This is a genomic window from Shewanella hanedai (assembly GCF_007197645.1).
Lineage (GTDB): Bacteria > Pseudomonadota > Gammaproteobacteria > Enterobacterales > Shewanellaceae > Shewanella > Shewanella hanedai.
Genome location: NZ_VKGK01000034.1, coordinates 13,880 through 26,692, shown reverse-complemented (window position 1 = coordinate 26,692; position 12,813 = coordinate 13,880). Strand labels below are relative to the sequence as shown.

The following is a 12,813-nucleotide window of genomic DNA, read 5'->3' as shown; positions in this document are numbered from 1 at the left end:
AAGCAAGAAATCAATGCCTTCATGCTTGGGGACTTGAATCTAGTTGAACAGGCATGTCAGCGGACTCACAGTCAGATAGCGTCTCTGAGCTGGAATGCTCAGCATCACTCGCTTGATATGCTTGAATACACTCAAGCACGAGCTGAGGCTCCGATACCTGCATATCAATCATATCGACCTGCTCGGTCAGCTGGCCTAAACCGCCAAAATATGTCATCGGTTGAGTAAAGGTCAATTTGATATTGCTAGTATCACCATAACCTAGGTGTAGGCCCTCTTTGTCTTCTTTTCTATTGTATTCACCGAGTTCAACATCCGCTATATCGGCAAATTTAATCGATATAAAACCCCAAACACTGTTGTTAATAATCAGCTTATCTTGATGACGATACAGTGAGTAGTTTTTCGAAATTCGATAGTTAGCAGTAACCATCACCAAGCTATAACTAATAATACTCGACACAATAATTGCGACGATTTCACTCCAAGGCTCAATAAAATAGTAAGCTAAACCCGCAGATACAAGGGTTGATACTATCATCAAAAGCCAAATCCAAATGGAGGCAGAACGTAACCGTAGAGCAGTAATAGCAGCCGTATGGTTACGCGACAGATAAGGAATGGCGTAATACCAACTGGCAGGTTCAGATGCCATCACTAATGCCAGTGAACGCTTTTTATCATCCTGCTCTTGAAACGTATCGAGAATATGCACTCTAGGGTCGCCGGACAAACTACGTGCTTGCCATAACCCCTTGACAATACTGACCATCAAGAACAGCTGAATGACCAGTAACACCGCGATAATTGGGTAGCGCATCCAGGCGATAAACTCGAAATAAGACGCCACTTCAACCGGAAAGCTAAGCCGGGCCATCAGACTACTCAGGCTAAATATGAGCAGCATTTTCCATAGCTTTTGTTCACCCACCTTGATGATGCAAAACCAGTAGAGAAGAGGAAGTAGGACAAAATAGAGCACTGAGAAACCAATCAGCAGATGCTTGCTGTTGTCTGTTTCTAAATTCTGGGGAAGAAATTGAAAGCCTAGCCAATAACTTGCTATGGCACTCATTAAAAAGATAAGCCTGAACTTTACGCTACGCCTCATAAAGGCTCCTTGCGAATACATGTTGAGACTATGTTATAGCAATTGACATGAATTGTATTCGCTAGCTAGGTATATATAGCCAAGCGACTTGGAAATGCAGAAAAAGAAGAGGAAGAGAAAGGAGAGATAGAAGGATATTGAGCAAACCAGCTCAACATCCTTTACAGCGCTAAAGACTAGATAATGTAATCAACACCAAGGGCGATAAACAGACTCAAGCCCGCCCAGTTGTTATTGAGAAAGGCTTTAAAGCAGGGAGCACGTTCACGACCATAGATAAGTTTCTGTTGATATAAACTGAAACCGATAAAGGTAATAATGCCCAGAGCGTAAACCAGACCACGGTCGGCAGCCCAGCCCGCAGTGATGAAGCATCCGAGTGCAGCAAACTGAAATAGCGCAATGATCTGGCGATCATATTTGCCAAAAAGAATTGCAGTCGATTTAATCCCAACTTTGAGGTCATCATCTCTGTCGACCATGGCGTACATAGTGTCGTAAGCGACTGTCCAGCACCAGTTGGCAGCAAATAACCACCAAGCTTCTGCCGGCACTTCACCGGTTTGTGCTGCATAGGCCATCGGAATAGACCAGCTCCACACGACACCAAGAAACATCTGCGGCATATTCGTGAAGCGCTTAGTGAAGGGGTAGATAATGGTCAGTATTATCCCCACAAAGGAGAGCTGTACCACCAAAGGATTCAGCATCAACACTAGCCCAAATGCCAGCAGTCCCATCACCACAAAAAGCATTAACGCCTCTTTGACTGACACCTCTCCACTCGCTAATGGACGAGATTTAGTACGCTCAACATGGGCATCTAAATTACGATCAGCATAGTCGTTAATGATACAGCCACAGCCGCGCATCACCACTACACCGAGAATAAAGATCACTAATACCTTCAAGTCCGGCATGCCACCAGCGGCCAGCACCAGTGCCATCAAACAGGGCCACATCAACAGCAAAGTCCCAATGGGGCGATCCATTCGCGCCAAACGTAAATAGACCTCTACTTTATCCTTCACATTCATCTAGGCTCTCCTAAAAATCTCTTTGGCCTTTAAACTTTCTAATACCAATCAATATAAGAGGTTGATCTATTTGGAGTGTTTTTTGGCAAACTAATTCAACACTGAAGTAGGCAGCCAAAACACTCCTAGCAGGTTTCAAGTTTTGCATAGGCAACAACTAACCACTTACTGCCTACATCTGCAAAGTTAACTTGTACTCTGCCCTGAGCACCACTTCCTTCGGTGCCGGTAACTTTACCCTCACCAAATTTAGGGTGCTTAACACCTTGGCCTAGCTTAAAGCCTGAGTCGTTAACCACCGTGGTTCTCGCCATTGCTGGTTTAACTCGCGCCGGTGCTTTCACTTGCGTTTTTAAGCGGATCTCCTCAGCATGTTCTGTCGGGATCTCCTTGATAAAGCGTGATGGACTGGCAAAATTTTCACGGCCATAGATACGACGAGTTTCTGCGTAAGTGATGTAGAGCTTTTCCATCGCACGTGTCATGCCCACATAGCAAAGGCGGCGTTCTTCATCGAGTCTGTCGCCCTCATCCATCGCCATTTGGCTCGGGAATAACCCCTCTTCAACACCAGACATAAAGACCACTGGGAACTCAAGTCCTTTGGCTGAATGTAAGGTCATTAGCTGCACAGCATCGGTAAATGCATCTGCTTGACCTTCGCCAGCCTCTAATGCCGCATGAGATAAGAAGGCATTCAGCTCGCCCATATCTTCACTCTCTTCAGGCAAGATAAAGGTGCGCGCGGCTGTAACTAGCTCATCAAGGTTTTCAACACGTGAACGTGCCTTCTCGCCTTTTTCAGTTTCGTACATCACTTTGAGCCCAGACACACGGATCACATGATCTGTGGTGTTATGTAAGCTCATCTCTGCCGTGTCTTGCTGCATCTCAACAATCAGATCCAAAAAGCCATTTACTGCATTTGCCGCACGGCCGCTAAGTAACTTCTCTTCAATCGCTCGCACACAAGTCTGCCACAAAGTCAGCTCTTGTTGACGCGCCGTTGAACGGAGAATATCTAACGTACGTCCGCCAATACCACGAGGAGGCGTGTTAACTACACGCTCAAATGCGGCATCATCATCTTTGTTATTGATAAGACGCATATAGCTCATTGCATCTTTAATCTCTTGGCGATCGAAGAAACGCAAACCACCATAGATACGGTAAGCTAATCCCTTATGCAGCAGCGCCTCCTCCAATACACGAGATTGTGCATTAGAGCGGTACAAAATCGCACACTTACTGAGGTCGCCGCCCATGTCGTGCCAGTCATTAATACGGCCAACAATAAAGCGTGCTTCATCCATTTCGTTGAATGCACAGTAAATGGAGATTTGCTCGCCATCTTTATCTTCAGTCCATAGCTTCTTACCCAAGCGTTCAGGGTTATTCGCGATGACCGCATTCGATGCCTTTAGGATATGGCCAGTCGAACGATAATTTTGCTCTAATCGAATCGTCTCTGCTTTAGGGAAGTCTTCGAGGAATTTGTGTAGATTCTCAACTTGAGCACCACGCCAGCCATAGATTGACTGATCGTCGTCACCAACAATCATCACATTAGCGTTATCACCAGCTAACATGCGGATCCAAGCATACTGAATCGCGTTGGTATCCTGGAACTCGTCCACCAAGATGTTTTTAAATCTGTCTTGGTAATGCTTAAGCACATGAGGCTTATTCAGCCAAAGTTCATGGGCACGCAGTAAGATCTCAGCAAAGTCCACCAGCCCTGCGCGATCGCATGACTCTTGGTAAACCTGATAAATTTGCAGCAGAGTTTGCTCAATCGGGAAACCACCAGCATCAATATGCTTAGGACGTAATCCCTGATCTTTCTTACCATTGATATAACCTTGAGCCTGACGAGGCGGATACTGCTTCTCATCAAGATGAAGGCTTTTTAGAATGCGTTTGATCAGCCTTAGCTGATCGTCAGAATCGATGATTTGAAATGTTTGAGGCAGGTTCACATCTTGATAGTGAGTACGCAGAAGACGATGAGCCAAACCGTGGAAAGTACCGATCCACATGCGACTCATATTGCTACCGCTGACCTTTTCTACGCGCTCACGCATTTCAGCGGCGGCTTTATTAGTAAAGGTTACTGCAATAATAGAGTAAGGACTTTGCTGTTCCTCTTGCATCAGCCAGGCAATTCTGTGGGTCAATACCCGAGTCTTACCACTGCCAGCGCCCGCCAATACCAACATACTGGATTGCGGTGCACTTACGGCCTCGCGTTGTTTATCATTCAGGCCGTCGAGTAAAGATGATACGTCCATTATTGCCTCCAAAAAATCGAGGAAACAGTATAGCAGGAAGAGCAACCTAGAACCTAAAAAGGAGAAAATAGTAAGAGAGGATAAATTGTCCCGCTATCTTGACTCCGCCACAGATTCAGAATCTTACACTGATTAGTATCGCCACTCATGCTCACTACAAAGCGCTTCGCTGCACGGCATTCGTGCAAAAACGCGAGATATGGAGATGGAAATAAAAAGCGCTATTCCCCTCTTAGCATATGTGGCATCTCTTCCAATAAAAAATCGACCAGTGCTTTGGTTTTTGCTGGGATCAATTCTCTTTCGGGATAAACAATGTAAATAGGTAAACTCACAAGAGGTTGATAGCCCTCCAGCACTGGTACCAACTTCCCTTCTCGCATGGTGTCACCGAGCAAGCCTTTATCAACAAGTAACACGCCAGCATGTGCAAGTGCTGCTGATATCAATACGCTGGGGTCATTGATGCTCAATGGGCCAGAAACCGTCACAGTCTCTTCGCCTTCCTCACTGATAAATGACCAAGAGTTCATCGCCAGCTTTGAGTTGCGATAAAACAAACAACGGTGGTGCAGTAGATCACAAGGTGTTTTTAACACGGGTGCATTGCTTAAATACTCCGGACTGGCGCAAAGCACACCAGATAAGTCACCGAGTTTGCGAGCGATCAAGCTTGAATCTGGCAAATAACCAACGCGAATAGAGATATCCATGTTCTCGGCAACCATATCGACAAACCGATCTTCCAGCTGCAAATTCACATTGATTTGAGGGTAAAGCGCAATAAACCGAGTGATTAACCCAATGAGATGAACCCGACCCTGTGCGCTGGCACACGAAACTTTCAGATCTCCAGCGATTCTCGACTGAGAATGTTCACTGATATGTTCAATTGTTTGAAGCGCCAATTCGACCTTATGCGCCTCTTTAAGGATCTGTCGACCCACCTCAGTAAGCACAATTTTACGCGTCGTTCGATTAAATAACCTTGAACCGATTTTCTTTTCTAACGCCGCTAATTGCTTACTCACCGATGAACGGCTAATTCCCATTAAGCGCGCAGCAGCCGATAAACTGCCTAGCCTGTTTATATGAGAAAACAGCACCAATCCCTGCATATTTTCGTTTTCAAGTGCCATAACACGCCCATTGGTTCCATTTTGGAATCAATATAGTGCCTATTTTATGACTAATCAAGCAAGCTATTTATGTGTATTCTTTGCTCAACTTACCGAATGAAACGTTAAAAGAGACATCATGAGCAACGTAATGAAAGCAGTACAAATCAATGAATTTGGTGGCCGCAACGTATTAATGTTAAATGACATTGCCATACCAACACCTGCTGAAAATGAAATACTGATCAAAGTAAAATCCGCTTCTGTGAATCCAGTAGATTGGAAGATTCGAGAAGGCTACTTGCAACCACTACTTAATCATACATTGCCATTAACCTTGGGCTGGGACGTATCCGGTGAAGTTGCTGCCATAGGTGAAAATGTCTCTAACTTCAAAATTGGTGACGCAGTATACAGTCGACCAAATATTGCCAAAAACGGCAGTTATGCAGAATACCAGACCGTGACATCTGATGAAGTTGCGCTTAAACCTAACTCACTGACTTGGCAAGAAGCTGCTGGAGTTCCATTGGCAGCACTGACGGCATGGCAGTCACTCTATGAACTGGCAAAATTACAAGCAGGCGAGCGAGTGCTCATTCATGCAGGCTCTGGTGCAGTAGGCCAATTTGCCATCCAGTTGGCAAAACTGCGTGGCGCTTATGTTTATACCACCACGTCTTCAAGAAACACTGAGCTGGTAAAGCGCTTAGGCGCAGATCAAGCCATCGATTATCGTCAGGAAGACTTCTCAGAGTTAACCGATATTGATGTAGTATTCGACACCATTGGGGGTGATACTCAAGCAAATAGCTGGAAAACATTGAAGCAAGGTGGACGTCTGGTTTCTATTACCCAAAATCCAGATGAAGCCATTGCAACTCAACATGGTGTCAGCGCGTTCTTCTGTTTTGTACAGCCAAACAGCGAGCAATTAACCAAGCTAGCTAAGTTTGCCGATGCGGGTCAGCTAAAGGTCAATATCGACAGCGAATTTAGATTAGATCAGGTGGCAGAAGCTCATGAGCGCAGTGAAACAGGCCGCGCACAAGGGAAAATCATCATCAGCGTTTCAGCGTAAATCACGGTAAGGAGATAACAATGCTTAAAGAATTATTAGGAATTGCGCCGAAATTAGAATCCGATGGATCTTACTCGCCATCGAAACTGGCGTTAAAACTGGCTACGGTGAGTAAAACTGATTTTGAAGACATTACATACGATAAATATCAGGGAGAAAAGTCGAAGATTTTAGTGATTTTCACTGAACACAAAAACATGGAGATGCAGAACGGCAAACAGTTCTCTACTGGCAACCATCCAGTAGAAGCATTAGTGCCAATGTTGCACCTTAAAAATGCGGGGTTCGACTTTGAAATAGCAACCCCAACTGGCAAGCCCGTTGTTTTTGAAATGTGGGCTTTCCCAGAAAAAGATGAACATGTAAAAGCGATTTACAATGAGTACAAATCAAGTTTTGAACAGCCAAAAAATCTACAAACCTTGGTTGAAACATCGTTGCCCGACTCAACATCATATGCAGCAGTATTTGTCCCAGGTGGACATGGCGCCATGCTCGGTATTCCTGAAGATGAAAATGTAGGCAAAACCCTGAACTGGGCTCATGACAATGAATTATTTACCATCACACTTTGTCATGGACCAAGCTCACTGATCGCCACCGCTCTGAATGATAAAGAGTTCTATTATGCAGGGTACAAGATGGCTGTATTCCCAGATTCAGTCGATAATATGACACCAAAAATAGGCTATCTACCAGGTAAAATGCTCTGGGGACTCAGCGAAAAACTAACCCACTTAGGCGTTAATATCGTTAACACCAAAGCGGATAATACTGTCTGCCTAGATAGAAAATTAATAACCGGTGCAAGCCCACTAGCCGCCAATGAATTAGGAAAGCTAGCCGCTAAAACCTTATTGAAAGAGCTAACATAAAGGTTGATACTTGTCGGATAACAAGTTTCAAATATCTTTTGGATTGGTTCATTGGGCGGGGTTGGTGTTTGGCTGGTTTACTGGATACCATAGCAGCAAGGTTATTTATTGCTTGCAGCATGCTGATGTGTAAATACGGCTGCGAGCTTCCAAAACAGGGTGAGGTATCGCGAAGTGATACTCTTCGAGCGAGAGGCAGGGATGCCGAACTGGCACTTTAACAGGGAGGTTATTTGTTTTGATAGAGCCCACATGGCAGAAAATGTTCCAGACATTTTTCTGCATTTCCTCCATCTCTGGAGGTCAGATGTGCTTGCGGCGTCTCGCAGAAGTGTCTGCACACACGCCCACCGCAGGTGATAGATAACAATACTGATAAGGCTTTTAAATGTTCAACTTAATACCAAGTAAGCCAAATGAACCAAACCAAAAAATGTAATCAGCCTTCATTCGAAGGCTAACTAACATTGTTGTTTATGCCACCTTCTCTGCTGCAACCACTGAGATTTCAACTAACAAGGCTTCTCTCGCCATTTTAGCGGCAACACAAGCACGTGCTGGTGCGTGACCTTCTGGTACCCAAGCATCCCAAACTGCATTCATTTCGGTAAAATATGACATGTCTTTGACATAGATAGTGGCCGATAAGATGTGTTCTCTGTCACTGCCCGCTTGAGCGAGTAACGCATCCACTTTTTCAAGCATGCTTGAAGTCTGTTCGGTGATACCTTGCTCGGCATCTTTACAGACTTGGCCACATAGGTAGATGGTGCCATTGTGCTTAACGATACGGCTCATGCGAGTTGCTGTTTCTAGTCTTTCGAGGCTCATATATTTCCCAAATCAATGTTATACCAAAGTTTCAATGGCAAGATAGTAACGGCATGGCCAGCAATAATCGAGGAGTTGGGGATGAAATGATGCAAACAGTCGAGCTCAAGCGCCTATTTGCGATCTTAAACAGTTCAAGCTAGAACTTATCACTCACCACTTGGCCATCAAACTCTAGGCACTGTCGCACTCTTTGTTGCTGCACAGCGGAGAGGTTTTCAATCACTTCATATTGATATTCAGAGTGCTCATCGCTGAGCGTTATTAAACTGCCATCAGCAATCTCACAGCGAAAGATAAAAGCCTGAGAGTTGTAAGCCTTGTGATAATAAATACCACTGAGATAGCTAATCTCAACTTCACAACCCAACTCTTCGCGGCACTCTCGGATCAGGGCTTCATGTATGGTTTCTCCAATACCAATTGTATTAAGTATCTGACCATTCAGCGGGAGTTCAAAGCGCTGTAGGCAAGGCAGGGGCTTGAAGCTAATAGTTATTCTATATCTAGAGCCCCAAACGCAGCATAAAGTGCTTTGAAACCCGCACTATGTGAGCGACTCAGAATTTCCACTTCTGCTTTGCATTCATTTAAAAGGGAATAACCATTTCCTCATCAATACGCCTTGAATTGAAAACTCTGAGGCACTCTGAATTGATTACATACTTGATATAATTGGTATTATGCTCCACCTGGTAATCCCCAATGCTTGCCACCGTAGGTGGCTTTGAGCAAAAGTACCTGATTTTCGCTGTCGAAAATCACCGCGTGACTGCTGAGCCGAAACTTGTCGTCGAAAGCCATACAAAATCCTTTTTTATTATTGTTAACGCACAAGCAAAGTAGCACTAATTTTAATCAGCATAAAGCCAGTGGTAAGGAGTGGTATAGCGTAGAGGATGTGAAAGTGATACGAGTTGGCGTGAGTCAGAGAGATTAAGCAGGGTTAGTAGCAGCTAACGTTAACTTGCTACTTACCCCAAATACCGTTTACTTATCTGTCGTTGGAATTATTTTTCCTCTTCCAGACCGATGCTGTCCATCCAGTGTTCAAAGTCCATCATATTGCCCGGTAACACCACTTTACTGGTGTTGTTACTCAAGCCATCAAACTGCTTTAAATACTGCGCACCTAGTTGCATACGTACGACGTTTTTGCCACCCGGCGCGGCAATGACTGTGGCCATACGTTCGATAGACTCAGCAGTCGCTCTTGCGATGGTGATGATCTCTTCACCTTTACCTTCAGCTTCGTTGATGCGCTTTTGCATCTCACCTTCAGAGTGGTTAATCATCTCGGCTTTAATACCTTCAGAACGATTAATCTTACTCTGCTTTTCACCTTCACTCTTTGCCAGTAATGCACGGCGTTCACGCTCTGCGTTCACTTGCATTTCCATGGCATTTTTGACCGTCTCTGGCGGAGTAATGTTCTTAATTTCATAGCGGTGAACACGAATGCCCCACATGGCGCCAGCTTGATCTAACACTTCAACGACTTTAGCACTGATCACATCACGCTCTTCAAAAGTACGGTCAAGATCTAGCGTACCGATCACTGAGCGCGTCGTGGTTTGCGCGAGCTGAATCGCGGCATAGCGATAATCAACAATGCCATAGCTGGCTTTAACAGGGTCAACCACTGAGATATAGATAACGCCATCAACTTCAACGTTAACTTCATCACTGGAGAAACACTCCTGTGGCGGTACATCAATGGTTTCCTCTTTAAGGTCATGAACATAAGCGACCTTGTCGACAAAGGGGACTAGGGCATGAAAACCCGCATCTAACGTTGAATGATATTTCCCTAGACGCTCAACAATGTAGGCAGACTTTGTCGGCACTAAGCGGATAGATTGAAATAGCTTAATCACAAAGACCGCAAAAATAAGCCCCCAAATACCCAGTACGATTAGATCTGTATCTACACCTGCGATCATGAGTTAGCTCCTCTTGCTGAATTCGAACTTACTGCATGGGTTACCTGCTCCATGCCTTCAAAAAAACCTTCTAATTTAGCCATTTCAGCCGGAACGACTGACACTTCAGCTTCATTGAGTATCTTGCCAACTTGCACAATAAACTGCTCTTTAAGCTGCATATTCATCGCTTCATTGCCACCATCAAGTGCCAACGCACTTGATACTAACTCCATCCCTTCAGCTTTTGCCTTAGCGACAATGCTAATTTCAAACGCGGTACCTTTAGCTTCGTTAATTCGCTTCTGTTTCTGTCCCTCGGAGATGTTAATCGCCTCCTGACGTTCACCTTCAGAGAGATTAATCATGGCCGCTTTCTCGGCGTTCGCTAAGGTGATTTCAGCACGTTTACTACGCTCAGCTTCCATCTGTTTCTCTAGGGTGTGTATCACCTTACGTGATGGGGTTATGTTTTTAATTTCGTAACGTAATACCTTGATCCCCCATGGATCTGATGCCTTATCGATCTCGCGCACTATCGCTTCATTCAGGCTATCACGCTCAGAAAATGTCTGGCTTAAGTTGAGCTTACCAATCTCAGAACGCATGGTGGTTTGTGCGAGGTTAACCGCAGCAAGACGGTAGTTTTCGATACCATAACTGGCCAACTCACCATCCATCACTTTAAGATAAACAAGACCATCGACTTCAAGCTGAGTGTTATCTTTAGAGATACAGCTCTGGGGTGGTACATCAAGCACCTGTTCACGGATCTCATGCTTGTAGGCCACACGGTCAAAAAACGGAATGAGGAAATGGAAACCCGGCTGTAACACTGCGCGAAACTTACCCAGACGTTCGATCACATTGACCTCACGCATAGGCACAATTAACAAGAGTTTATAGAGAATAAACAAGACAAAAAGTACAAATATCGTAAACACAAACATAGATCCCTTCCTTTATTTGTTTGTTGCACCGACGAGTCGATGCATTAATTAGATGAGTTTATTTAGAACTATTGACTGGTTCGACAATCAAGCCAATATTTTCACGACAAATGATTCTAACCTGAGTACCAGCAGCAATTTCACTACCATCACCAAGAGCCGACCATTCGGTTCCCTGAAATTCGATACGTCCAGCATGTTGGGCTGGCCCAATCGTCTCTTTCACTAAGGCGATTTTATTGTAGATATCCAGCTCCTCGTCCGTGTTATCCACATGAGAGTCGCCGCCAACCAACTTTTGTGTCACTTGTCTGAAACCAAGCAATAAGACAATAGAGGCGATAAACCAGAGCGTGAGACTTTGGACAATTCCTTCGACCAAACCTATGCCTAACGCAGATGCCACCACTAAACAGGCACCGCCAAGCAAGATCACTATCCCACCAGGTATCACCAATTCAGCCAGCATCAAAACCAGTCCAATACAGCCCCATATAATAATGGGATTCGTTAACTCCATATTTCCCCCTGAAAATTGAGCACTTATGGCTACTATATCAGCTGATCGCCATTCTTGCGACATAATATGTCACAAGTAATGCGCATTTAAGTGTAAAGCTAGCTACATATCCATCTCAACGCTCAGTTCGAAATGGATAGCAATAGGCATTTTTTCGAGTTAAAAAATAGGGTTAGTTAAAACTGAGGCATAAAAAAGGCGCTACGGGCGCCTTCTGTATATTAAGTTTGAATCTTTAAACAAACCGCAAGCAGCTTAAAAGTAGAGGCTAGGCCAACAACTTCTTAGCAGCTGCAACCACGATAGAAATAGCACTTACTTCTGTTTTCTTCATCATGGCTTCATCTGGGATCTCTTGCTGTGTACGGTTAACAATCACGCCAGCAACACATGCCGCACGCCAACCTTGAGAAGCACACATAGTAAATAGCGTCGAAGACTCCATTTCATAGTTAAGCACGCCTAGATCCTGCCACTCCTGCATAGAACCTTTAAACTGACGTGTTACGCGACCAGATACCGTGTCATAACGTTCTTGACCTGGATAGAAGGTATCTGAAGAAGCGGTAATACCGATATGAGGCTCAAGACCTGCTTCACGGCTCGCTGCAACCATTGCTGTCGTACATTCGAAGTTTGCTACTGCAGGGAACTCAAGCGGTGCAAAATGCAAGCTGGCACCATCTAAGCGAACTGATGCTTGAGTCACGATCACATCACCAACATTAACATGTGGCTGGATTGCCCCTGTGGTTCCTACACGTAGGAAGGTACGCACACCCAGTTGAGCCAACTCTTCAACTGCAATAGACGTTGATGGACCACCAATACCTGTTGAGCAGATAACCACGGCTTTACCGTCGATATAAGCTAAGTAACTTGTGTATTCACGGTGACTCGCAAGAAAAGTTGCTCCCTCCATTAACTCAGCGATTCTTTTAACTCGTTCAGGATCGCCCGGTACAATCGCTAGGCTAGCCCCATCCAACATTTTTTTGGTCAGTCCTAAATGGAATACATCTGACATTGTGAAAACCCCTTTCAATTTAGATTATAAAATTCTTATTTTTCGACTTT

At 44.7% G+C, this 12,813-nt stretch carries 12 protein-coding genes and 1 pseudogene; 2 read left to right on the top strand and 11 right to left on the bottom strand.

The annotated features are described in order from the left end of the window. Window positions 1-19 precede the first annotated feature (19 nt). The 4 genes from FN961_RS20945 to FN961_RS20930 form a co-directional block, all read right to left on the bottom strand. The gene (locus FN961_RS20945) at window positions 20-1,111 is read right to left on the bottom strand and encodes a hypothetical protein (RefSeq protein ID WP_144042118.1); all 1,092 of its coding nucleotides are present in this window, start codon (window positions 1,109-1,111) and stop codon (window positions 20-22) included. Window positions 1,112-1,287: 176 nt separating this feature from the next. Next, entirely contained in the window at window positions 1,288-2,148 is an 861-nt protein-coding gene (ubiA, locus tag FN961_RS20940) for a 4-hydroxybenzoate octaprenyltransferase (RefSeq protein ID WP_144042117.1), read from the bottom strand. 125 nt (window positions 2,149-2,273) lie between these two features. Beyond that, complete coding sequence (uvrD, locus tag FN961_RS20935; protein ID WP_144042116.1) at window positions 2,274-4,439, bottom strand: DNA helicase II; 2,166 nt, start codon at window positions 4,437-4,439, stop codon at window positions 2,274-2,276. A 221-nt stretch (window positions 4,440-4,660) separates the two neighbouring features. Continuing rightward, a complete protein-coding gene (locus tag FN961_RS20930) occupies window positions 4,661-5,578 on the bottom strand; it encodes a LysR family transcriptional regulator (RefSeq protein WP_144042115.1) in 918 nt (305 codons plus the stop codon). A gap of 118 nt (window positions 5,579-5,696) precedes the next feature. Here FN961_RS20930 and FN961_RS20925 point away from each other — a divergent pair, with 118 nt between their 5' ends. After that, window positions 5,697-6,638 (top strand): NADP-dependent oxidoreductase, encoded by a 942-nt coding sequence (locus FN961_RS20925; RefSeq protein WP_144042114.1) that lies wholly within the window; start codon window positions 5,697-5,699, stop codon window positions 6,636-6,638. Window positions 6,639-6,658: 20 nt separating this feature from the next. Then, on the top strand, window positions 6,659-7,513 hold the full coding sequence (gene hchA / locus FN961_RS20920; protein WP_144042113.1) for a glyoxalase III HchA: 855 nt from the start codon (window positions 6,659-6,661) through the stop codon (window positions 7,511-7,513). Between the two features lie 474 nt (window positions 7,514-7,987). Here the strand turns inward: hchA and FN961_RS20915 are convergent, their stop codons facing one another. The 7 genes and pseudogenes from FN961_RS20915 to udp all read right to left on the bottom strand — a co-directional run bounded on the left by FN961_RS20915 (window position 7,988) and on the right by udp (window position 12,763). Beyond that, window positions 7,988-8,344: a RidA family protein gene (locus tag FN961_RS20915; protein WP_144042112.1), complete on the bottom strand. Its 357-nt coding sequence runs from the start codon at window positions 8,342-8,344 to the stop codon at window positions 7,988-7,990. 139 nt (window positions 8,345-8,483) lie between these two features. Then, window positions 8,484-8,759: pseudogene (locus FN961_RS20910) on the bottom strand (NUDIX hydrolase); the annotation flags it as partial. A 266-nt stretch (window positions 8,760-9,025) separates the two neighbouring features. Next, window positions 9,026-9,148, bottom strand: coding sequence for an NUDIX hydrolase (locus FN961_RS20905; RefSeq protein ID WP_373293461.1), 123 nt, complete (start codon window positions 9,146-9,148; stop codon window positions 9,026-9,028). Between the two features lie 206 nt (window positions 9,149-9,354). Further along, window positions 9,355-10,287 (bottom strand): SPFH domain-containing protein, encoded by a 933-nt coding sequence (locus FN961_RS20900; RefSeq protein WP_144042111.1) that lies wholly within the window; start codon window positions 10,285-10,287, stop codon window positions 9,355-9,357. After that, window positions 10,284-11,216 carry an SPFH domain-containing protein gene (locus tag FN961_RS20895; protein ID WP_144042110.1) on the bottom strand — a complete coding sequence of 311 codons (933 nt, stop codon included), beginning with the start codon at window positions 11,214-11,216 and terminating at the stop codon, window positions 10,284-10,286. The genes FN961_RS20900 and FN961_RS20895 overlap by 4 nt, the downstream gene beginning before the upstream one ends. 58 nt (window positions 11,217-11,274) lie before the next feature. Beyond that, window positions 11,275-11,736, bottom strand: a complete 462-nt coding sequence (locus tag FN961_RS20890) for an NfeD family protein (protein WP_144042109.1) — start codon at window positions 11,734-11,736, stop codon at window positions 11,275-11,277. Window positions 11,737-12,004: 268 nt separating this feature from the next. Beyond that, window positions 12,005-12,763 (bottom strand): uridine phosphorylase, encoded by a 759-nt coding sequence (gene udp / locus FN961_RS20885; RefSeq protein WP_144042108.1) that lies wholly within the window; start codon window positions 12,761-12,763, stop codon window positions 12,005-12,007. Window positions 12,764-12,813 lie beyond the last annotated feature (50 nt).

Excerpts from the sequence above, each read along its gene's own strand:
- uvrD (WP_144042116.1), bottom strand. The coding sequence starts at position 4,439 with ATGGACGTATCATCTTTACTCGACGGCCTGAATGATAAACAACGCGAG.
- FN961_RS20915 (WP_144042112.1), bottom strand. The coding sequence starts at position 8,344 with ATGAGCCTCGAAAGACTAGAAACAGCAACTCGCATGAGCCGTATCGTT.
- FN961_RS20930 (WP_144042115.1), bottom strand. The coding sequence starts at position 5,578 with ATGGCACTTGAAAACGAAAATATGCAGGGATTGGTGCTGTTTTCTCAT.
- udp (WP_144042108.1), bottom strand. The coding sequence starts at position 12,763 with ATGTCAGATGTATTCCATTTAGGACTGACCAAAAAAATGTTGGATGGG.
- ubiA (WP_144042117.1), bottom strand. The coding sequence starts at position 2,148 with ATGAATGTGAAGGATAAAGTAGAGGTCTATTTACGTTTGGCGCGAATG.
- FN961_RS20945 (WP_144042118.1), bottom strand. The coding sequence starts at position 1,111 with ATGAGGCGTAGCGTAAAGTTCAGGCTTATCTTTTTAATGAGTGCCATA.
- FN961_RS20905 (WP_373293461.1), bottom strand. The coding sequence starts at position 9,148 with ATGGCTTTCGACGACAAGTTTCGGCTCAGCAGTCACGCGGTGATTTTC.
- FN961_RS20925 (WP_144042114.1), top strand. The coding sequence starts at position 5,697 with ATGAGCAACGTAATGAAAGCAGTACAAATCAATGAATTTGGTGGCCGC.
- FN961_RS20895 (WP_144042110.1), bottom strand. The coding sequence starts at position 11,216 with ATGTTTGTGTTTACGATATTTGTACTTTTTGTCTTGTTTATTCTCTAT.
- hchA (WP_144042113.1), top strand. The coding sequence starts at position 6,659 with ATGCTTAAAGAATTATTAGGAATTGCGCCGAAATTAGAATCCGATGGA.
- FN961_RS20890 (WP_144042109.1), bottom strand. The coding sequence starts at position 11,736 with ATGGAGTTAACGAATCCCATTATTATATGGGGCTGTATTGGACTGGTT.
- FN961_RS20900 (WP_144042111.1), bottom strand. The coding sequence starts at position 10,287 with ATGATCGCAGGTGTAGATACAGATCTAATCGTACTGGGTATTTGGGGG.